The organism is Micromonospora sp. DT228 (genome assembly GCF_049841595.1).
Lineage (GTDB): Bacteria > Actinomycetota > Actinomycetes > Mycobacteriales > Micromonosporaceae > Micromonospora.
In genome coordinates this window covers 49,310-68,816 of the sequence record NZ_JBNCKO010000021.1, presented here as the reverse complement: position 1 = coordinate 68,816, position 19,507 = coordinate 49,310, and the positions used below count along the sequence as shown (strand labels likewise).

22 protein-coding genes are annotated in these 19,507 nt (G+C 70.7%); 17 read left to right on the top strand and 5 right to left on the bottom strand.

What is annotated here, in order from left to right; genetic code table 11:
- Positions 1–12 precede the first annotated feature (12 nt).
- The 4 genes from rsfS to ACLQ29_RS30810 are packed head-to-tail and all read left to right on the top strand — an operon-like array spanning position 13 to position 2,756.
- The gene (gene rsfS / locus ACLQ29_RS30825) at positions 13–420 is read left to right on the top strand and encodes a ribosome silencing factor (protein ID WP_393375596.1); all 408 of its coding nucleotides are present in this window, start codon (positions 13–15) and stop codon (positions 418–420) included.
- A complete protein-coding gene (locus ACLQ29_RS30820; protein WP_425774887.1) occupies positions 417–1,076 on the top strand; it encodes a histidine phosphatase family protein in 660 nt (219 codons plus the stop codon). The genes rsfS and ACLQ29_RS30820 overlap by 4 nt, the downstream gene beginning before the upstream one ends.
- A 48-nt stretch (positions 1,077–1,124) precedes the next feature.
- On the top strand, positions 1,125–1,979 hold the full coding sequence (locus tag ACLQ29_RS30815) for a DegV family protein (protein WP_425774886.1): 855 nt from the start codon (positions 1,125–1,127) through the stop codon (positions 1,977–1,979).
- Between the two features lie 3 nt (positions 1,980–1,982).
- Complete coding sequence (locus tag ACLQ29_RS30810; RefSeq protein WP_393375590.1) at positions 1,983–2,756, top strand: SDR family NAD(P)-dependent oxidoreductase; 774 nt, start codon at positions 1,983–1,985, stop codon at positions 2,754–2,756.
- Positions 2,757–2,784: 28 nt separating this feature from the next.
- On the opposite strand, the gene ACLQ29_RS30805 is transcribed toward ACLQ29_RS30810, so the two are convergent.
- Positions 2,785–3,006: a GntR family transcriptional regulator gene (locus tag ACLQ29_RS30805; protein ID WP_425774885.1), complete on the bottom strand. Its 222-nt coding sequence runs from the start codon at positions 3,004–3,006 to the stop codon at positions 2,785–2,787.
- Between the two features lie 659 nt (positions 3,007–3,665).
- On the opposite strand from ACLQ29_RS30805, the gene ACLQ29_RS30800 reads away from it, so the two are divergent.
- Positions 3,666–4,040, top strand: a complete 375-nt coding sequence (locus ACLQ29_RS30800; RefSeq protein ID WP_425774884.1) for a VOC family protein — start codon at positions 3,666–3,668, stop codon at positions 4,038–4,040.
- Between the two features lie 121 nt (positions 4,041–4,161).
- On the opposite strand, the gene ACLQ29_RS30795 is transcribed toward ACLQ29_RS30800, so the two are convergent.
- Together ACLQ29_RS30795 and ACLQ29_RS30790 are read right to left on the bottom strand one after the other, a co-directional pair.
- Positions 4,162–4,365: a hypothetical protein gene (locus ACLQ29_RS30795; protein WP_425774883.1), complete on the bottom strand. Its 204-nt coding sequence runs from the start codon at positions 4,363–4,365 to the stop codon at positions 4,162–4,164.
- A gap of 50 nt (positions 4,366–4,415) precedes the next feature.
- A complete protein-coding gene (locus ACLQ29_RS30790; protein WP_425774882.1) occupies positions 4,416–4,739 on the bottom strand; it encodes a hypothetical protein in 324 nt (107 codons plus the stop codon).
- Between the two features lie 531 nt (positions 4,740–5,270).
- Between ACLQ29_RS30790 and ACLQ29_RS30785 the strand changes: the two genes are divergently transcribed.
- The 4 genes from ACLQ29_RS30785 to ACLQ29_RS30770 all read left to right on the top strand — a co-directional run bounded on the left by ACLQ29_RS30785 (position 5,271) and on the right by ACLQ29_RS30770 (position 10,095).
- Complete coding sequence (locus tag ACLQ29_RS30785; protein ID WP_425774881.1) at positions 5,271–6,086, top strand: helix-hairpin-helix domain-containing protein; 816 nt, start codon at positions 5,271–5,273, stop codon at positions 6,084–6,086.
- A gap of 44 nt (positions 6,087–6,130) precedes the next feature.
- Positions 6,131–8,506 carry a ComEC/Rec2 family competence protein gene (locus ACLQ29_RS30780; RefSeq protein ID WP_425774920.1) on the top strand — a complete coding sequence of 792 codons (2,376 nt, stop codon included), beginning with the start codon at positions 6,131–6,133 and terminating at the stop codon, positions 8,504–8,506.
- 192 nt (positions 8,507–8,698) lie between these two features.
- Complete coding sequence (gene holA, locus ACLQ29_RS30775; RefSeq protein ID WP_425774919.1) at positions 8,699–9,679, top strand: DNA polymerase III subunit delta; 981 nt, start codon at positions 8,699–8,701, stop codon at positions 9,677–9,679.
- The gene (locus tag ACLQ29_RS30770) at positions 9,676–10,095 is read left to right on the top strand and encodes a hypothetical protein (protein ID WP_425774880.1); all 420 of its coding nucleotides are present in this window, start codon (positions 9,676–9,678) and stop codon (positions 10,093–10,095) included. Before holA ends, ACLQ29_RS30770 begins: the two co-directional genes overlap by 4 nt.
- Before the next feature lie 132 nt (positions 10,096–10,227).
- Here the strand turns inward: ACLQ29_RS30770 and rpsT are convergent, their stop codons facing one another.
- Together rpsT and ACLQ29_RS30760 are read right to left on the bottom strand one after the other, a co-directional pair.
- Positions 10,228–10,494, bottom strand: coding sequence for a 30S ribosomal protein S20 (gene rpsT / locus ACLQ29_RS30765; protein WP_357077052.1), 267 nt, complete (start codon positions 10,492–10,494; stop codon positions 10,228–10,230).
- A 219-nt stretch (positions 10,495–10,713) separates the two neighbouring features.
- On the bottom strand, positions 10,714–11,655 hold the full coding sequence (locus ACLQ29_RS30760; RefSeq protein ID WP_425774918.1) for a phosphotransferase family protein: 942 nt from the start codon (positions 11,653–11,655) through the stop codon (positions 10,714–10,716).
- Positions 11,656–11,761: 106 nt separating this feature from the next.
- Between ACLQ29_RS30760 and ACLQ29_RS30755 the strand changes: the two genes are divergently transcribed.
- The 8 genes from ACLQ29_RS30755 (at position 11,762) to ACLQ29_RS30720 (ending at position 19,487) form a co-directional block, all read left to right on the top strand.
- Positions 11,762–12,298, top strand: coding sequence for a DUF4240 domain-containing protein (locus ACLQ29_RS30755; protein WP_425774879.1), 537 nt, complete (start codon positions 11,762–11,764; stop codon positions 12,296–12,298).
- A gap of 114 nt (positions 12,299–12,412) precedes the next feature.
- Positions 12,413–14,290, top strand: a complete 1,878-nt coding sequence (gene lepA / locus ACLQ29_RS30750) for a translation elongation factor 4 (protein ID WP_425774878.1) — start codon at positions 12,413–12,415, stop codon at positions 14,288–14,290.
- Between the two features lie 531 nt (positions 14,291–14,821).
- Entirely contained in the window at positions 14,822–15,106 is a 285-nt protein-coding gene (locus ACLQ29_RS30745) for a GlsB/YeaQ/YmgE family stress response membrane protein (RefSeq protein ID WP_425774877.1), read from the top strand.
- 387 nt (positions 15,107–15,493) lie between these two features.
- The gene (locus ACLQ29_RS30740) at positions 15,494–15,748 is read left to right on the top strand and encodes a hypothetical protein (RefSeq protein WP_425774876.1); all 255 of its coding nucleotides are present in this window, start codon (positions 15,494–15,496) and stop codon (positions 15,746–15,748) included.
- Between the two features lie 109 nt (positions 15,749–15,857).
- Positions 15,858–16,142, top strand: coding sequence for a GlsB/YeaQ/YmgE family stress response membrane protein (locus ACLQ29_RS30735; protein WP_357077067.1), 285 nt, complete (start codon positions 15,858–15,860; stop codon positions 16,140–16,142).
- A 248-nt stretch (positions 16,143–16,390) separates the two neighbouring features.
- Positions 16,391–17,677: a sugar ABC transporter substrate-binding protein gene (locus tag ACLQ29_RS30730; RefSeq protein WP_425774875.1), complete on the top strand. Its 1,287-nt coding sequence runs from the start codon at positions 16,391–16,393 to the stop codon at positions 17,675–17,677.
- A complete protein-coding gene (locus tag ACLQ29_RS30725) occupies positions 17,674–18,660 on the top strand; it encodes a carbohydrate ABC transporter permease (RefSeq protein ID WP_393375561.1) in 987 nt (328 codons plus the stop codon). The genes ACLQ29_RS30730 and ACLQ29_RS30725 overlap by 4 nt, the downstream gene beginning before the upstream one ends.
- Positions 18,657–19,487: a carbohydrate ABC transporter permease gene (locus ACLQ29_RS30720; protein ID WP_425774874.1), complete on the top strand. Its 831-nt coding sequence runs from the start codon at positions 18,657–18,659 to the stop codon at positions 19,485–19,487. Before ACLQ29_RS30725 ends, ACLQ29_RS30720 begins: the two co-directional genes overlap by 4 nt.
- Positions 19,488–19,507 lie beyond the last annotated feature (20 nt).

Sequence of the window (19,507 nt, the reverse complement as noted above, 5' to 3'; positions counted from 1 at the left end):
CGAAGGAGAACGGTGACAGTTTCCGAACGCGCCCACGAGCTGGCAATGGCGGCAGCCCAGGCCGCCGCCGACAAGAAGGCGCAGGACATCGCGATCATCGACGTCGGCGACCAGCTCGCCATCACCGACGCGTTCGTGCTCGCCGCTGCCCCCAACGAGCGTCAGGTGCTGGCCATCGTGGACGCCATCGAGGAGAGCCTGCTGGAGCTGCCGGACAAGGCCAAGCCGGTGCGGCGCGAGGGCGAGCGTGGTGGCCGTTGGGTGCTGCTCGACTACGTCGACATCGTGGTGCACGTCCAGCACACCGAGGAGCGCGAGTTCTACGGGCTCGACCGCCTCTGGAAGGACTGCCCCACCATCCCGTTCGTCGATCGCGACCTGGTCGAGGCCGACGCCAGCGGGTCCGCCGCCGCCGAATGACCCGACTGATCGTCTGGCGGCACGGCAACACCGACTGGAACGCCGCCAACCGCGTCCAGGGGCAGACCGACGTACCCCTCAACGAGCTGGGTCGCGACCAGGCCCGCGCCGCCGCGCCGCTGCTCGCGGCGCTGCGGCCGGACGCCATCGTGGCCAGCGACCTGAGCCGCGCCGTGGAGACCGCCGCCGCGCTCGCCGCGTTGACGGGGCTTCCGGTGCGCACCGACGCGAGGCTGCGCGAGCGGCACTTCGGTCAGTGGCAGGGTCTGCACCTGACCGAGGTCGCCGAGCGTTTCCCCGAGGAGTACGCCCGCTGGCGGGCCGGCGACCCCGATCCGGGTGCGGATCTGGAGCCCCTGCACGACCTCGGCGAGCGGGTCGGCGCCGCGCTGCGGGAAGCCGCCGACGCGGCGCCGGGCGGCACTGTGGTGATCGCCACCCACGGGGGCGGGTCCCGGCAGGGCATCGGGCACCTGCTCGGTTGGGACACCGGCGTGCTGCGCACCATCGGTTCCCTGGCCAACTGCCACTGGAGCGAGCTGCGGCACGACGACCGCGCGCCGGCGATCGGGCGTCCGCAGGACGTCCGTGGCTGGCAGTTGCGGGCGCACAACGTCGGCCTGGTCACCGCTCCGGTAGCCGTCGACGCGATCTGAGCGCTCGCGCTTCGGCGCTGGGGGTCTCGATCGGCTAGCGTGCCGGGCATGCCCGTCGCGGTCGTCCTCGACTCCACCGCCTACCTTCCGCCTGAGCTGTTGCGGGCGCACCGGCTGACGGTGGTCCCGTTGACGGTCGTGCTCAACGGCGCGGAGGGGCTGGAGGGGGTGGAAACCCAGCCGGCCGATGCCACCGTGGCGCTGAGCGCCCGACGGGTCACGGCCACCACCTCCCGCCCGGCGCCCGACCAGTTCGCCCGGACGTACCGTCAACTGCTCGACGCCGGCGCGGACGGCATCGTCTCGGTGCACCTCTCCGCCGCGCTGTCCGGCACGGTTGAGGCCGCCCGCCTGGCCGCGGCCGACCTGGACGGCCGGGTCGAGGTCGTGGACAGCCAGTCCGCCGGCATGGGGCTGGGCTTTCCGGCAATCGCGGCCGCCACCGCCGCCGAGGTCGGCGTCGACCTCGCCGGGGTACGCGACGCGGCGCTCGCCGCGGTCGCCCGCACCACGGTCTTCTTCTACGTCGACACGCTGGAGTTCCTCCGCCGAGGCGGCCGGATCAACGCGGCCGAGGCGCTGTTCGGCACGGCCCTGTCCGTCAAGCCGATCATGCACATGCCGGACGGGGCGATCGTGCTGCGCGAGAAGGTCCGCACCGCCAGCCGGGGGGTGGCCCGGCTCGTGGACCTGGCCGTCGAGGCGGCCGGGGACGACGACGTGGATCTCGGGGTGCATCACCTGGCCGCGCCGCAACGGGCCGAGGCGCTGCGGACCGCGCTCACCGAACGCCTCGGTGACCGGCTGCACGACACGTACGTCTCCGAGGCGGGCGCGGTCGTCGCCGCGCACGCCGGCCCGGGGCTGGCCTGCGTGGTCGTCCACCGCCGACCGGAGCACTGAGCCGTGCCCACGTCGTGTGTGGTGACCGGCGGTGGCCGCGGTGTCGGCCGGGCCGTGGTGGAACGCCTGGTGGCGACCGGTGCCACGGTCGTCGTGTTGGAGCGCGACGCCGATGCGGCCGACTGGTTGACCGGGCACCCGGCCGCCGACCGACTCGTCGCGGTGTTCGGGGACGCCGCCGACGAACGGGTGGCCGAGCATGCCGCCGAGCTGGCCGAACGCGCGGCGCCCCTGACCGGCTGGGTGAACAACGCGGCGGTGTTCCGCGACGCCGCGCTGCACTCGGCATCGGCCGACACGGTCCTTGACCTGATCGGGCTGAACCTGCGCCCGGCCGTGGTCGGCGCGGCGGTGGCCGTCCGCCGGTTCCTGGCCCGCGCCGCCGGCGGCGCGATCGTCAACGTCTCGTCGCACCAGGCCCGCCGGCCCGTGTCAGGCGCCCTGCCGTACGCGACGGCGAAGGCCGCGGTGGAGGGGCTGACCCGGGCACTGGCCGTCGAGTACGGGAAGTACGGCATCCGGGCCAACGCGGTCGCGCTGGGCTCGATCGCCACCGAACGGCACACCGAATTCCTGGCCGCGCAGGAGCCCACCCAGGCGGAGTGGATCGACGCCGAGCTGAATCGGCTGCACCCGGTGGGCCGGATCGGGCGGGTCGACGAGGTGGCCGAGGCCGTCGCGTACCTGCTGTCACCGGCGGCGAGCTTCGTCAACGGGGTGGTCCTGCCGGTGGACGGGGGACGAGCCGTGCTCGGCCTCGACCCGGAGGCCCGCTGACGGCGGATCGTTCGTGCCGATCAGATGTCTAACTGTCGGCGACGAAGACGCCCTGCCCCTGCTGACCGTAGACCAGGTCCCGCTCGTGCAACTCCTTGACGGCCCGGTAGGCCGTGGAGCGTGCCACGTTGTAGAGCTCACCGATCTCGGACACCGATGGCAGTTGTTGGCCCGGTGGGTATTCGCCCGAGCGGATCTTCTGCTCGATGTCGTCCGCCACGCGGCGGTAGTGCGGCGGTCTCGTCGGCATGATCGATTCTCCTGGACTTCAGCAGAGATCATGTTTCCAGCCCGGTTGCGATCGAGACAAGGCGACAACACGGCAAAGTGGAGATAGTGAGAACTTGACTACACTGAGACAGTGGATACAGTGAGACTGTGATCGGATGCTCCTGGACTTCAGCACTCCTGAGGTGTCTGGTCTGCCCGCCCCGAGGTTCCCTCCGGGCGGGCTACTTCGGGACTCGCGAGAGGCGTCGACCATGCCAATCGACGAACCGGTATCCGCGGCGACCCAACTGTTCATGGCTCATCGCGTACTGAATGCTCACTGGACCCGGGCAAACGACCGCCCCTGGCGGGTGGGCGGGTGCCTTGAGTGCCGAGGACGCAACGACTGCCGACAGCTTGATTGGGCGGTCGAGCTTATGGCCGAAGTCGCCTCGGTGATGTTCCAGAAGCGGTGAATATCCGGACAGGGGCGCTGTGTTAGCCTCCGTGCGCGCCCCAGATGGGCCTACCCCCCGGAGGTTCTGGCTACTTCAGCCACCACGCCGAGATCGACGCGATGTGCGCGTCTCTCGTGCGGGATCCGGGGCGTCGGTGCCCTCGGGGCTTCGTCATCGGTGTGGCTGGGTGAACGCTGTGGGCCTCCGGTCGGGTCAACGGATCGACCGGAAGACGGTACGCATGACAGTCACGTTCAACCACACCATCATCGCTGCCAAGGACAGGAACGCGTCGGCCGCGTTCTACCGGGAGTTGTTCGAGCTGCCCGAGGCGCCGTCGTGGGGGCCGTTCGTCAACATCGTGCTGGACGGGGGTGTGTTGCTCCAGTTCGCCGAGCCACCGGTGGACATCCAGATGCAGCACTACGCGTTCCTGGTCGACGACGAGCTGTTCGTACGGTGCCTGGCGTTTGTCGAGGGACGCGGCATCACCTACTGGGCGGATCCGCAGCTGAAGCGCGAGGGGGAGACCAACACCGAGCACCGTGGACGGGGCTTCTACTTCTTCGACCCGGCAGGGCACGCGATCGAGATCATCACCCGGCCGTACCTGTAGCGACCGAGGTCGGCGGCGGCGCACCCGCTCGTCGAGGAGGGTGTCGGCCCTGGTGCGCATTCCACCGGGCCGGCACCACCCGCCCTACGGTCTGTGCCTCTGGCTGCCCTCCATACCGGGCTCAGGACCGCCTCTTCCTGGTCCAGATGACGTAGACGGCGCAGGCGATCAGCATGAGTACGGCGATGGTGGTCCAGGCCCAGCGGGCGAAGTGCTCGTCGGCCACGAACGCGCGGATGCCGGCCAGGACGGCGAGCGCCAACGGGCCCAAGCCGAACCACTCGGAATGCTCGGAGAAGGTCAGGTCTCTCAGCGCCTGCCTCATGTGGCCAGTCTAGGTAAGGACGGCCCGGACCACTCACATCGATACACGCCTTAGAACGCTTCGTCGGCCACCCCGCTGTAGCCGCGTAGTCCGTGCTGCCGAGCCAGCTCGTAGATGTCGTCGAGATGGCCGAGCATCCTTACCGGAAGGGTGAGTAGCACGTACTTCGCCGCGTCGTCCGGCGCGTCGACGAGGTCGTGTTCGGTCGGTTCGAGGACGTCCACCAGATCGGGCCAGCGCGACAACAGCTCGCCTCGGAAGCGGGTGACGTCGGGGTGCGGTTGGAGGACGTCGGTCTCGCCGTCAGCCAAGCCGTCGTAGATTCCGCCGGGGTCGCCCACGCCGACCTTCCAGAATGCGAAATCACTGCTCACGATGATGCTCCCCGACTGCTAGGACGGTGACCGGTCACTCCGGCCAGCTGCGATCATGGTGCGGTGAGTAAATGATTTCAGGTCGGCGTTCTGGCACTTGTGCTGGTCCGCCGTAGCGGCCTTGACGTCCCAGCACTCGACCAGCCAGTCACCCGGGCCAGCCGGGACATCTCGCTGCGGGACGCGTTCGACCCGGACGCCGACCGACGACGGCTCCTGAGCCTGGCGGCGAGCCACGCAATGGCAATGCCCGACTGAGACGGCGTACCCGGGGGCCTGGGGGCTGTAGCAACTCGTCAGCCTCCCTGCCGAGCCTCGTAGGAGGGGGTCACCTGCGCCGTGGGGTCTGCGCTCTCGGCCGTGCGTACGGGGTCGACCAGCAGGAAACCCGGCAGCGAGAACCGGGCACCCACCTTCTGAGACCGTTAGCAGATTTGTGCGTGATCAGGGCGATGTCCACAGTGGCGTCGGTTATCCACAGGACGGCGTCGCCACACCCCACCGTCTTCGCCGTCGCCATAGCGTCGCCCTGTGTCACACGACGAGGAGACCGAGGTGCGCCAGCGCCTGCGCCGGCTGACGGACGCACCGCTGGACGTGTCGTCACCCCCGGCAGGGGCAACGCTCGTGGGCGCACCTCTGGCTGGGTTGCTGTCGCCCCGGGCCGGGGCGCCGATGGCGGAGCCGGACGCGGCCGTACCCCTTGCCGTGGAAGGCCCGGTGGCCCCGCGGCTGTCCGGGCCGGGCGCGTTCGACCCAGGGCGACGCGGTGTGCGGGCGCTGGCTGTCGTCGCGGCGGTGGTGGTGCTGGCCGCCGCCGGATGGGCCTGGCGGTCCCGGCCGCACGCCGAGCCGGTCGCGCCACTGGGCAGCGAGGCCGTAGCGGCCACTCCGGCGGGCGACCCCAGCGCGTCCGGCTCCGGTGAGGTGGTGGTGGCGGTCGCCGGCAAGGTCCGCAAGCCCGGGTTGGTGCGGTTGCCGGCCGGTTCTCGGCTCGCCGACGCGGTGCAGGCGGCCGGTGGTCCGCTCCCCGGGGTCGACGTGGCGCTGCTCAACCCCGCCCGCAAGGTCACCGACGGCGAGCTGATCGTGGTCGGGGTGACGCCGCCGCCGGTGCCGGGCGGACCGGCGGCGGGCGGTGCGACACCGGCCACCGGACCACTGAACCTCAACACCGCCACACTGGCGCAGCTCGACGCGCTGCCCGGCGTCGGGCCGGTGCTCGCCCAGCGAATCCTCGACCACCGGGACCAACACGGCGGGTTCAAGGCCGTCGGTGACCTGCGTCAGGTCGATGGGATCGGCGACGCACGGTACGAGCAGCTCAAGGACCTGGTGACGGTGTGAACCGCCGCCCTGTCACCGGCAACCCGTCGCCGCCGGACGGCTCCGTGACCGGTGCCGACAACCAGACCTCGCCACCGGATCTGCGGCTCGCCGGGCTGGCCGTGGCCGCCTGGCTCACCGCGCTCGCCGGCCTGCATCTCGGCACCCGCTCGCTTCTGCTGGTGGCCGGGGTCGCGGCGATCCTGACCACGTGCGGCGCCCTGCACCTGCTCGATCGTCTCGGCCGCCCGCGGGCCGCCGCGCGCCGTTACGGCTGGATCGCCGTCGCGGTCGGCCTCGGTGTGGTCTGCGCGGGGGCGGCCACCGCAGCCCGGCTCGCCATCCGGGACGCTCCGCCGATCCGCGCCCTGGCCGAGCAGCGCGCTCTGGTCACCGCCGAGGTGGTGGTCCGGGACGATCCGCGCCCGATCCGTTCCGCCGGTCGGCCGGGGATGCTGCTGGTGCCGAGCGAGCTGATCCGGCTCACCGGCCCGGACGGTCGACGACTCCACGCGTCGGTGCGGCTGCTCGTGCTTGCCACCGACCCGGCCTGGCGTGGGCTGCTGCCCGGGCAGCGCGTCACCACCGCCGGTCGGTTCGGCGTCCCCCGCGGTGGTGACCTCACCGCGGCGGTGCTCAGCACCAACGACCCGCCCGAGCGGCACGGCGCGTCCTCCTGGCCGCAGCGTGCGGCCGGCAATCTGCGTGCCGGGCTGCAACGGGCCTGCGCGCCGCTGCCCGACGACCCGGGCGGGCTGCTGCCGGGGCTGATCGTGGGGGACACCAGCCGACTGCCACCCTCCGTCGAGGAGGACTTCCAGGCCACCGGAATGACACACCTCAATGCCGTTTCGGGGAGCAATGTCGCCATCGTGGTGGGTGCGGTGTTGTTGCTGGCCCGGTGGGGGCGGGCCGGTCCGTGGCTGGCCGTCGGGCTCTGTGGGATGGCGCTCGTGGGCTTCGTCATTCTGGTCCGCCCGTCACCGAGCGTCGTACGAGCCGCGACGATGGGGGCGATCGGGCTCGCCGCGCTTGCCGCCGGTCGTCCCCGCGCCGCGCTGCCCGCGTTGGCCGCCGCCGTCACCGTGCTGGTGCTGGTGGACCCGGAGTTGGCCGGGGATCCCGGGTTCGCGCTCTCCGTGCTGGCCACCGGTGGCCTGCTGCTGCTCGCCGCACCCTGGCGGGACGGGCTGCGTCGGCGGGGCGTGCCGCCCGGCCTGGCGGAGGCGCTGGCCGTGCCGGCGGCCGCGCAGTTGGCCTGCGGGCCGGTCGTCGCCGGCATCTCCGGCACGGTCAGCCTGGTCGCGGTGCCGGCCAACCTCCTCGCGGTGCCGGCCATCGCGCCCGCGACCGTGCTGGGCGTCCTCGCGGCGATGGTGTCACCGATCTGGCCGCCGGGTGCCGAGTTCCTCGCGTGGCTGGCGAGTTGGCCGGCCTGGTGGCTGGTGGTCATCGCCCGCCATGGCGCCCGGCTGCCGGGCGGCACCCTGCCCTGGCCCGGCGGCGTGCCGGGGGCGCTGCTGCTGACCGTGGTGACAGTCGCGCTGCTGATCGCGGTGCGCCGCCCCCTCGTGCGCCGACTGGTGGCGGTCGTCGGCGTCGCCTCGGTGCTCGGCGCGCTTCCGGTGCGGTTGGTGTTCGCTGGCTGGCCGCCGCCGGGGTGGGTCGTGGTGGTCTGCGCGGTGGGCCAGGGCGACGCCGTGGTGTTGCCGGTCGCCCCCGGTCGGGCGGTGGTGGTCGACGCCGGGCCGGAGCCGGGTGCGGTGGACGGTTGCTTGCGTCGGCTCGGCGTACGCGAGGTGCCGCTGCTGGTGGTCAGCCACTTCCACGCCGACCACGTGGGTGGGGTGGCCGGGGTGTTCCGGGGGCGACGGGTGGGCGCCGTGCTGACCCCGTCCTCGACTGATCCGGAGAGCGGCCGGGACCTGGTCCGGGCGGCGGCGACCGCCGGGCGGTCCGCGCTGCTCACCACCGTGGCCGGTGCGCGTCACCCGATCGGGGGCGTCGACCTGCTGGTGCTCGGCCCGCCGTACCCGCTGGCCGGCACCAGGTCCGACCCGAACAACAACTCACTTGTGTTGCGCGCCACGGTGGGCGGGGTGCGGATCCTGCTGCCCGGTGACGCGGAGACCGAGGAGCAGCACGCGCTGCTGACGCGGGCAGCGCCGGGGCACCTACGGGCCGACGTGTTGAAGGTCGCCCATCACGGGTCGGCGTACCAGGATCCGGCGTTCCTCGATGCGGTGAGACCGGCCGTTGCCCTGGTGCCGGTGGGCGCCGGGAACACGTACGGGCACCCGAATCCCAGTCTCCTCGCTCGGCTGAGCAGGGGCGGCGCCCGAGTGTTGCGGACCGACACCGACGGCGACCTGGCGGCTGTCCGGGCGGGACCTGGCCTGGCAGTCGCCCGCCGGGGGATACCACCAGGCAGGCAGTCCTGACGATCGAGGCCCCTGCATCCAGGATTCGGCGCGATCCTGCGGGCGGGCCCGCAGGATCCATGGGGCGGCCCGGTCGGGCGATAAGCGGAATAAAGAGGCAACTGTGATGAATGTCGGGATTTGCGCTGAGTGCGGGCTGCGCCGACCAACCAGCGAATGAGCAGGCACGATCCCGACGTGGGCCGTGCGAATATGGGCGGCGTGACCGCCGCCAACCTCGCCCCCATTGTGCTCGTCCTCGGTGACGAGGAGTTACTCGCCACGCGCGCGGTCACCGAAGCTGTCGCGAAGGTTCGCAGTGTCGACGCCGAGGTGGACGTCCGCGAATACCAGGCCTCGGCGCTCACCGTCGGTGAGATCGCCGAGATGCTCAGCCCTTCGCTGTTCGGCGGGAGGCGGCTGCTGATCCTGCGTTCGGGCCAGGACGCCCGCAAGGACCTGGTCGCCGCGCTGCTGGCGTACGCCAAGAACCCCGACCCGGACGTCCACCTGCTGGTGCTGCACCTGGGTGCCGCCAAGGGCAAGGCGTTCGCCGACGGGCTGCGGGCGGCCGGCGCGGCTGTCGTCCCGGCGGCCAAGCTCAAGGGACACCGCGACCGGGTGGCCTTCGTCCGTGACGAGATCCGCCGGGCTGGCGGAAAATGCACCGACGACGCCGCCGAAGCACTCATCGCGGCGGTCGGCAACGACCTGCGTGAGCTGGCCGCCGCCTGTTCCCAGCTGATCGCCGACACCGACGGGCGGATCAGCGCCGAAACGGTGAGCCGCTACTACCGGGGTCGGGTCGAGGTGACCGGCTTCACGGTGGCCGACGCCACAATGGTCGGCGACGTGCCGGCGGCGCTTGAGGCGCTGCGCTGGGCCCTGCATGTCGGGGTCGACCCGGTGCCCATCGCCGACGCCCTGGCCGACGGGGTGCGCACGGTGGCCCGGGTGGCGTCGGCCGGGCGGGGCAACGCGTACCAGCTCGCCAGCAGCCTCGGCATGCCCGCCTGGAAGATCGAGCGGGCGCAGCGGCAGGGGCGCGGCTGGACCCCGGAGGGCCTGGTCCGGGCCATGCAGGTCGCCGCCGAGTGCAACGCCGCCGTCAAGGGCGGCTCCGACGACCGGGCGTACGCCCTGGAGCGGGCGGTCTTCTCGGTAGCGGCAGCCCGGCAGGGCGGCATCAGGTGACGGGGACGAACCGCCCGGCGTGGGCCACTCTGGCCGTCGACGAGGAGCGCTATCGGCCGCTCTACGCCCGACTCCTGGGTCTGCGGTTCGTCAACCCCGGTGGCGTGCTGTGCTTCCTCTTCTTCGAGGGCACCATCGCGCTGGCCGTGCTGCTCGCCCTCGCCGAGTTGGTGACCTGGTGGGCGGTACTGGTGCTGCCCGTCGTGGTGGCGGCGATGGTCAAGCTCAACGACATGGTGGCCGCGATCGTGGTCCGGTCGGCCGCGCTCGTGCCCGAGCAGGAACGGGATCGGTTTCGCCGGCAGATGGAGCCGGTGGTCGGCCGGGCCCAGGTGGAGTGGATCTCGCACAGCGTCAGCGGCGTGGTGATCACCGCCGACCCGGCGCCCACCCGCCGCGCCGACCCGTCCCGCTGAGCCCGACCCGCAGGGTCGAACCGACCCTGTCGGGTTGAGTGGCTGCTCCACGGACACGATGCCGGCCTGCGGACACACGGAAGCCCCGGGCCGAGGCCCGGGGCTTTCCGAATCAGTCTGACGGTGAAGTCGTCAGGCGGAGAGCGCACCCACGCGCTTCGCGATCGCGGACTTGCGGTTCGCGGCCTGGTTGGAGTGGATCACGCCCTTGCTGACGGCCTTGTCCAGCTTGCGAGAGGCGTCCAGCATGAGCGCGGTGGCCTTCTCGACGTCACCGGCCTCGGCAGCCTCGTGGAACTTCCGGACGGCGGTCTTCAGCGACGACTTGACCGACTTGTTGCGCAGCCGGGCCTTCTCGTTCTGCCGGTTGCGCTTGATCTGGGACTTGATGTTCGCCACGCGACAGCCTCGTCTTGATAGCTCGGGTTGGTCAGCTTCTGCGCGAGATGACGAACATGCGTCATCGCTGCGCGAAGAGCCAGGTTACCAGGTCGCCCGGGACGAGCCAAAACGGCTCGGTCCTCGTGCGGACGGACCCGGCCCGTCGGGCACCACATTACGCCCTCGGCCCCCGCGAGGGCTCACCGCCAAGCCGCCCTATCGCCAGGCCAGGCCAGATCACCGCCAGCCCTGCCGGTGTGACAGCCAGTCGAGTGACTGCTCACCGCTCCACCGCTGGTGGGCGGGCAGGTGTGGTGAGGCCGTCGGGGGTGCCGCCGCGGCGCCGGTGAGGTAGTAGCCGGCCAGTGCGGCCAGGGTGGCGTCCAGCGCGTCCGGGGGCGCACCCACCGCCGCCGGGTGCGCGGCGAAGAGTCGGTCCGCGTCCAGGCCGCTGGCGTACGCGGTGAGCAGCAGGCCGGCCAGGTCGAACCAGGCCGGTCCGGAGCAGACCCAGGTCCAGTCGCAGAACCAGGCTCGGCCGTCCGCGTCGATCAGCACGTTGTCGACCCGCAGGTCGCCGTGGAGCAGGCCGGTCGCCCCGTCGGCGTACCGGGGGAGACGGGACTCCAGCGCCACCAGCTCGGTCAGCCGGCCCCGCGCCGGCGCGGGCAGTGGTGGGGTCGGCTCGCGCCCGGCGGCGACCTCCTCCCACCAGAGGATGTCCGAGCGGGCCAGGTCGGCCAGGTGCGGCAGGCCGAGCGCGGTCAGCTCGACCGGCGGGTCGGCCAGGGCGGCGGCGACCTGCGCGTACCCGGCGAGGGTCGCGTCCAGCTCGGCGGGCACCCAGGGCAGGCGTGGGGTGTGCCCGTCGACGGCGTCGGTGCACAGCACGAACCAGCCCGCCGCCGACAGGGTCCACCGGGGGCGGGGCGCCGGCAGGTCGACCGGCAGCCGGTCGAGGATCGCGGCCTCTCGGGCGTACCAGTCGACCAGATGCGGTTGTTCGGCGGCGGGTGCCGCCTTGACGAAGGCCCGGCCACCGTCGGCGGTGTCGAGCACGGCGGCGAAGCCGCGGGTGAAGCCCGCGCCGGCGACCCGGGCGGCGACCACGGGCGCGCCCAGCCGGTCGGCGACCGCGGCCCGCAGCGCCGCCGGCAGCGTCGGCCACGACGGGCGCATCGCGCTCGCGTGGTAGGGCACCGGCGGCAGCGGGGGAGGGGACACCACACCATGCTGCCCCGGGGTACGTGCGCGACGCGCGGCGACACTGCCAGACTGCCAACCCATGAGGACCGAGGACTTCTGGCAGCTGATCGACGAGGCTCGGGCCGGCGGTGGGGGAGAACCCGGGCCGGTCGCCGCGCGGGCCGTCGCGCTGCTCGCCGAGCGCGACCCGGAGGACATCGTCGGGTACGCCCGGCACCAGACGCGGGTGCTGGCCGCCTCGCACAAGGCGGACCTGTGGGGCGCGGCGTACCTGATCAACGGTGGCGCCTCGGCCGACGGCTTCGAGCACTTCCGGGGCTGGCTGATGACCCAGGGACGGGCGGTCTTCGCCCGCGCGGTCACCGAACCGGACTCCCTGGCCGAGGTGCCCCAGGTGCGGGCGGCCTCGCTCAGCGGCGAGGAGTTTTCCGCCGAGCAGATGCTGTCGGTGCCCTGGGACGCGTACCGCAAGGCCACCGCCACCGAACTGCCGGCGGACCGCGACCCGGTGCGGACGCCGGACCTCAACGACTTCTGGGACTTCGACGACGAGGAGGAGGCGCGTCGGCGGTTGCCGCGACTCGCCGCGCTCTTCGTCGAGCCGCCGCTGGAGTGAGGGCCGCGGGCCGATCCGTCGCCCGCGCAGTGGGCGTACCCCGGCGGCGTGGGAACATAGAGGGGGTCGGCGGCGCGCCGGCCTGTTCACGTCAGCCGACCAGAACGGACCGCTGTGCCACCGAAGCTCGATCCCGGCGCGAATGCTCCTGGTTCCACCGACCCCGGTCGCATCCGGAACTTCGGCATCATCGCCCACATCGACCACGGGAAGTCGACCCTGGCCGACCGGATGCTGCAGCTCACCGGCGTGGTCGACCCCCGGCAGATGCGCGCCCAGTACCTGGACCGGATGGACATCGAGCGCGAGCGCGGCATCACCATCAAGAGCCAGGCCGTCCGCATGCCGTGGACCATCCGCGAGGGTGAGCGGGCCGGCGAGCACGCGGTGCTCAACATGATCGACACCCCGGGGCACGTCGACTTCACCTACGAGGTGTCCCGGTCGCTGGCCGCCTGCGAGGGCGCCGTGCTGCTTGTCGACGCCGCGCAGGGCATCGAGGCGCAGACCCTGGCCAACCTCTACCTGGCGCTCGAGAACGACCTGCGCATCATCCCGGTGCTCAACAAGATCGACCTGCCGGCCGCCCAGCCGGAGAAGTACGCCGAGGAGTTGGCCCACCTGATCGGCGGCGACCCGGCCGACTGCATCCGGGTCTCCGGCAAGACCGGTGAGGGCGTCCCGTACCTGCTCGACGAGATCGTCCGGCAGTTCATCCCGCCGGTCGGCGACGCCGCGGCGCCCGCCCGGGCGATGATCTTCGATTCGGTGTACGACGTCTACCGCGGCGTCGTCACGTACGTCCGGGTCATCGACGGCCGGATCAGCGCCCGGGACCGGATCAAGATGATGTCCACCGGCGCGGTGCACGAGCTGCTGGAGATCGGCGTCATCTCACCCGAGATGGTCAAGGCCGAGGCGCTCGGCGTGGGCGAGGTCGGCTACCTGATCACCGGCGTGAAGGACGTCCGGCAGTCCCGGGTCGGTGACACCGTCACCATCAACAGCCGGCCGGCGGCCGAGGCGTTGGGTGGCTACAAGGACCCGAAGCCGATGGTCTACTCCGGCCTCTACCCGATCGACGGGTCCGACTACCCCAACCTGCGTGAGGCGTTGGACAAGCTCAAGCTCAACGACGCCGCCCTGGACTACGAGCCGGAGACCTCCGGCGCGCTCGGCTTCGGCTTCCGCTGCGGCTTCCTCGGCCTGCTCCACCTGGAGATCATCCGGGAGCGACTGGAGCGCGAGTACAACCTCGACCTGATCTCCACCGCGCCCAACGTCGTCTACCGGGCGATTACCGACGACGGCGAGGAGATCGTCGTCACCAACCCGAGCGAGTACCCCACCGGCAAGATCGCCGAGGTGTACGAGCCGGTCGTGCGCGCCACCGTGCTGACGCCCAACGACTACGTGGGCGCGGTGATGGAACTCTGCCAGGGCCGCCGCGGCACCCTGCTCGGCATGGACTACCTGTCCGCCGACCGGGTGGAGCTGCGCTACACGCTGCCTCTCGCGGAGATCATCTACGACTTCTTCGACCAGTTGAAGAGCCGTACCAAGGGCTACGCCTCACTCGACTACGAGCCCTCCGGCGAGCAGGCCTCCGACCTGGTGAAGGTGGACATCCTGCTGCACGGCGAGCCGGTGGACGCGTTCAGCGCCATCGTGCACAAGGACAAGGCGTACAACTACGGCGTCACCATCGCCGCCAAGCTGCGCACCCTGATCCCGCGCCAGCAGTTCGAGGTGCCGATCCAGGCGGCCATCGGCAGCCGGGTCATCGCCCGGGAAACCATCCGGGCGATCCGCAAGGACGTGCTCGCCAAGTGCTACGGCGGTGACATCAGCCGTAAGCGCAAGCTGCTGGAAAAGCAGAAGGAAGGCAAGAAGCGGATGAAGATGGTCGGCCGCGTCGAGGTGCCGCAGGAAGCCTTCATCGCCGCCCTCTCCTCCGACTCGGGCGACGGCAAGGCCGCCGGAAAGAAGTAGTCACTCCCTGGTTGCGCTTGGGTTTCCGCGGGAGCCCACCCGGCTCCGGGGGTCAGGCTTGATCCCTGCGCCGGGCGGGCTCCCGCGGAAACCCGTGGTTGTCGCTGTGCGCCGGTGTGGCGGGGTGGCACCTGGCTGTGCGCCGGTGTGGCGGGCAGTACCTGGCCGAGGGCTGTCCCTTCGGTCCGGTGGGGGCGCCCTACGGGGCGGCGGCTCCGTGGGCCCGTCCCGGTGCGGCGCCTCTGCCCGGGGTCTGTCGGCCGGTCAGGGGTGCCGGTTGGTGCCGATGACTGTGGGGTGGCCGCCGGGTACGGAGAATTTTTCTGGCGCTGTCCTTGAGTGGACGAGTCGACGAAGTGGCCTCCTACCTGTGCGGATGTGCTTCCAGGTCAACCGACGCACCGATCAGGCATCGACGTCTGGCGTTGTTAATCGCGGTGAGTCGGTTTGGGTTTTCGGCGGGTCGGGCACTTAGCGGTCACGACAGGAAGCACACATCGTGTGTCGAACATTCTTTGAAGGAGGGCGACCGTGGAGTTCACCGTCTGGGGCATCATCACTGCGATCGTTGTTGGTCTCATCGTCGGCGCGCTCGGCCGCCTGGTTGTCCCGGGCCGGCAGAACATGCCGATCTGGCTGCACCTGCTGATCGGTATCGGCGCGGCCCTGCTGGGCACGGTGCTGGCGCGGGCCGTTGGCATCGCGACCGAGACGAGCGGCATCGACTGGGCCGAGCTGCTGGTGCAGGTCGTGGTCGCCGCGATCGCGGTCGCATTGGTGGCCGGCGTGGGTGGCCGCCGCCGAGTGACCCGGTAACACAGTGACCCGGTAACACCAAGAACCACAGCTCGTACCACCGCCACACAGTCGATGGGCGCCCGGCCGACAGGCCGGGCGCCCATCGGCGTTCGCCCGGCTGCGGCGGCCAGCCACCGCGCCCATCGAGCGTCCCCTGACGCGCTCCATCGGCATGCCCCGACGCGCAGGATCACCGTGATCGACTCGGGTTCCTTGAACTCGGGGTGTTCCGGTGGGGTTGATGCCGCGGTTTTAGTGGTGTCGTGTTGATCTCGTGGTGGAGCGCTGTGAGGGCGTCCGTGCGTCCCCGTTGGCGCTCTTGGCGCGTCGGATCGCTGTGATCGACTCGGTTTCCTTGATGTCGGGCCGACCTGGTGGGCCTGATGCCGCGACATCAATGAGTCCGTGTCGATCATGGGCGCGGTGGCGCGGTGGCGCGGTGGCGCGGTGGCGCGGTGGCGCGGTGGCGCGGTGGCGCGGTGGCGTGGTGGCGTGGTGGCGTGGTGGCGTGGTGGCGTGGTGGCGTGGTGGCGCGGTGGCGCGGTGGCGCGGTGGCGCGGTGGCGCGGTGGCCCGGTGGCGCGGTGGCCCGGTGGCCCGGTGGCGGTGGGCCTGGTGCGGGGGCGGTCGGTGGAACGTGCTCTTGTCGGCCAAACCGTGATCGTTTGGTGGCCGAAGTCGGTTTGGGATTTCCGTGGGGCGGGCACTTAGCGGTCACGACAGGAAGCACACACCTTGTGTGTCAGACATTCTTTTGAAGGAGGGTGGCCGTGGAGCTCACCGTGTGGGGCATCATCACTGCGATCGTTGTTGGTCTCATCGTCGGCGCGCTCGGCCGCCTGGTTGTCCCGGGCCGGCAGAACATGCCGATCTGGCTGCACCTGCTGATCGGTATCGGCGCGGCCCTGCTGGGCACGGTGCTGGCGCGGGCCGTTGGCATCGCGACCGAGACGAGCGGCATCGACTGGACCGAGCTGCTGGTGCAGGTCGTGGTCGCCGCGATCGCGGTCGCCCTGGTGGCCGGCGTCGGTGGCCGTCGCCGAGTGACCCGATAACGACCTGGCATCACCTGGCGAGGCAGCACCACAGTAGAACAGCACGACTGAAGGAGCGCCCGGCCGAGAGCCGGGCGCTTTTTCGTGCCATGTGTCCTACTTCAGCCCGATGTCGGAGCGTCGTTCGTCGGGCCGCTGCGATACGGTCGCCACGCTTCGATCAGTCCTGCCCACTGTCGTAAAGGAATTCTCCGTACTAGGGTGCGGCGGAGAAGGTTAGTTCCAGGCGGCGCGAGGGGAGAAGTGGCGTGAACAGGTGGAAGCGGTTGGCCCCGGTCACCGCCATGGTGGCCTCGGCCGCGATGGCGCTGACCGGCTGCGGGGGTTCTGGTGAGGACGCGGCCGACGACAGCAAGCTCACGGTCTGGATGATGGGCGAGGGCGGCGACGCGCAGAACGCCTTCCTCGATTCCGTCGAGACCGAGTTCCGCCAGAAGCACCCCGACACCGACGTGGTGGTGCAGTACATTCCCTGGCTCGAGGCGCCCAAGAAGTTCCAGGCCGCGCTCGCCGGCGGTGAGGGGCCGGACATCACCGAGCTGGGCAACACCGAGACCCAGGGGTGGGCTGCCCAGGAGGCGCTCGCCGACGTCAGCGGTCGGATGGGCGGCTGGGCCGACGGCAAGGACCTGCTGCCCGACCTGGTGCGCAATGCCCAGCTCGACGGCAAGCAGTACGGCGTGCCCTGGTACGCGGGTGTGCGCGCGATCTACTACCGCACCGACTGGTTCGCCGAGGCCGGCGTACAGCCCCCGAAGACCTGGGACGACCTGGTCACCGTGGCGAAGGCCGTGCAGGCGAAGAAGAAGGGCACCTACGGCATCGCCCTGCCGGGCAACTCCGAGCTGCCGTTCTACTCCTTCCTCTGGGGCGCCGGCGGCGAGATCGCCAGCAACCAGGGCGGCGCCTGGAAGTCCGGCTACACCACGCCGGAGGCACAGCGGGCCGTCAAGTTCTGGACCGACCTGGTGACCGTGCACAAGGTGGCCCCGCCGGCCGCGGCGGGCTGGAACGAGATCGACGCGCGTACGCAGTTCGCCACCGGCAAGGCCGCGATGGCGTTCGCCGGCAGTTGGCAGCAGAACGCCATCAAGAAGGACAACCCCGAGATCGAGAAGGTCTGGGGTACGTTCCCGATCCCCGGCCCGGACGGCAAGGCGGCACCTGGGTTCGCGGGCGGCTCGGACGTGGCGATCTGGAAGGACAGCGAGCGGCAGGACCTGGCCTGGGACTACCTGACCGTGCTGCTGAACAAGAAGAACTCGCAGAGCTTCGCGAGCAGCCTCGGCTTCTTCCCGGTCTACCAGGATCTGGTCGCCGGTGACACGTACGCCAAGGACAAGGTGATGGCGGCGTTCGCCACCACCATGCAGAACACCAAGCTCACGCCGCTCACCCCGAAGTGGGTGGAGGTCAGCCGGACGAAGACGGTGACCCAGGCGATGAACAGCTCGGTCATGAAGGGTCAGAAGACGGTCGAGAAGGCTACCGCCGACGCGGCCGGTGAGATGGAAAGCATCCTCAACGCCAAGTGACCACGCTGACCGAGGTGCCGGAGACGGCCGCCGCGCGGGAGACCCCCGCGCGGCGGCGTCGCCGGGTGGACCGCCTGCCCTACCTGCTGCTCCTGCCCGCCCTGGTGATCATCGGAGTGCTGCTGCTCTGGCCACTCGGCCAGGTGGTGGTGATGTCCTTCTACCGGCTCAACAGCGTCCGGCAACTGCGCGGCGACCGGGAGTGGCCGTGGGTGGGGCTGGGCAACTACGCCGACATTCTCTCCGACCCGTTCTTCCTGACCGTGCTGCGCAACACGGTGCTGTTCGCCGCGGCGAACGTGCTGCTCACGATGGTCCTCGGCACGCTTGTCGGGCTGCTGCTCAACCGGCTCGGCCGCAAGATGGCGACCTTTGTGGCCAGTTGCGTGATGCTCGCCTGGGCCACGCCGGCGCTGACCGGCACCATCGTGTGGAAGTGGATCTTCGACGACACGAGCGGCCTCGTCACGTGGCTGTTCAACGCGCTGCCGGACGGGCTCTCCAGCAGCCTGTTCGGTCGGAGCGACTGGACCGGCTACGGCTGGTTCAACTCGCCGCTGCTCTTCTTCGCCATCCTCACCCTTGTGGTGGTCTGGCACTCGTTCCCGTTCATCGCGGTGAGCGTGCTCGCCGGTCTCAAGAGCGTGCCGAGCGAGCTGCACGAGGCGGCCCGGGTCGACGGCGCCAGCCCGTGGCGGGTCTTCTGGAAGATCACCTTCCCGCTGCTGCGCCCGGTCTTCGGGATCCTGATCGTGCTCTCCACCATCTGGGACTTCAAGGTGTTCACCCAGCAGTTCGTCCTGGCCGGCGGCACCCAGGACCGGCCGACGTTCATGCTCGCCATCTACTCGTACGCCGAAGCCTTCTCCCCACCGCCGAAGTACGGACTCGGCGCGGCCATCGCCGTGATCCTCACGCTGATCCTGCTCGTGGTGACCGGCTTCTACGTACGGATGGTGCTCAGGCAGGAGGACGAGTCGTGAAGAAGGTCGCCCTCAACGCCGCCGGGTTGCTTGTCGCGCTCTTCGCGGCGTTCCCGGTCTACTGGATGATCTCGACGTCGCTGAAGCCCAGCGACGAGATCTTCTCGGCCACCCCGCAGCCGGTGCCGACCCACCCGACGCTGGCGCACTACCGGGAGATCCTGACCGGCAACCTGATCCCCGGGGTGAGCTTCTTCGACTTCTTCCTCAACAGCGCGCTTGTCGCGGTCTCCACGGTGGTGCTCAGTGGCCTGGTCGCGTTGTTGGCGGCGACCGCGGTGGCGCGGTTCCGCTTCAAGCTGCGGACCAGCTTCCTGATCATGCTGCTGGTGGTGCAGATGATCCCGCTGGAGGCGCTCGTCATCCCGCTGTTCCTGATGATCCAGCGGCTGGGGCTCTACAACACCCTGCCCAGCCTGATCCTCACGTACCTCGGTTTCTCGCTGCCGTTCGCGGTCTGGATGCTGCGCGGCTTCGTCGCCGCGGTGCCCAAGGAGTTGGAGGAGGCGGCGGCCATGGACGGCGCCAGCCGGGCCCAGATCTTCCGCCGGGTCCTGTTTCCGCTCGTCGCGCCCGGCCTGGTGGCCACCAGCATCTTCTCGTTCATCACCGCGTGGAACGAGCTGATCTTCGCGTTGACGTTCATCAACGACCAGGGCAGCTACACGCTGCCGGTGGCGATGACGTTCTTCTTCGGGCGCGACGACACCAACTGGGGTCCGGTGATGGCCGCGTCCACTCTGTTCACCCTGCCGGTCATCATCTTCTTCCTGCTGGTGCAGCGGCGGATGGTCTCCGGTCTGGTGGCCGGCGCCGTCAAGGGCTGACCCGCTGGCCGCGGACGACC

What these genes read in the sequence shown, in the direction of transcription:
- ACLQ29_RS30815 (WP_425774886.1), top strand. Translation starts at nt 1,125, where the DNA reads ATGCCCGTCGCGGTCGTCCTCGACTCCACCGCCTACCTTCCGCCTGAG.
- ACLQ29_RS30820 (WP_425774887.1), top strand. Translation starts at nt 417, where the DNA reads ATGACCCGACTGATCGTCTGGCGGCACGGCAACACCGACTGGAACGCC.
- holA (WP_425774919.1), top strand. Translation starts at nt 8,699, where the DNA reads ATGGGCGGCGTGACCGCCGCCAACCTCGCCCCCATTGTGCTCGTCCTC.
- ACLQ29_RS30800 (WP_425774884.1), top strand. Translation starts at nt 3,666, where the DNA reads ATGACAGTCACGTTCAACCACACCATCATCGCTGCCAAGGACAGGAAC.
- ACLQ29_RS30755 (WP_425774879.1), top strand. Translation starts at nt 11,762, where the DNA reads ATGAGGACCGAGGACTTCTGGCAGCTGATCGACGAGGCTCGGGCCGGC.
- ACLQ29_RS30795 (WP_425774883.1), bottom strand. Translation starts at nt 4,365, where the DNA reads ATGAGGCAGGCGCTGAGAGACCTGACCTTCTCCGAGCATTCCGAGTGG.
- ACLQ29_RS30760 (WP_425774918.1), bottom strand. Translation starts at nt 11,655, where the DNA reads ATGCGCCCGTCGTGGCCGACGCTGCCGGCGGCGCTGCGGGCCGCGGTC.
- ACLQ29_RS30805 (WP_425774885.1), bottom strand. Translation starts at nt 3,006, where the DNA reads ATGCCGACGAGACCGCCGCACTACCGCCGCGTGGCGGACGACATCGAG.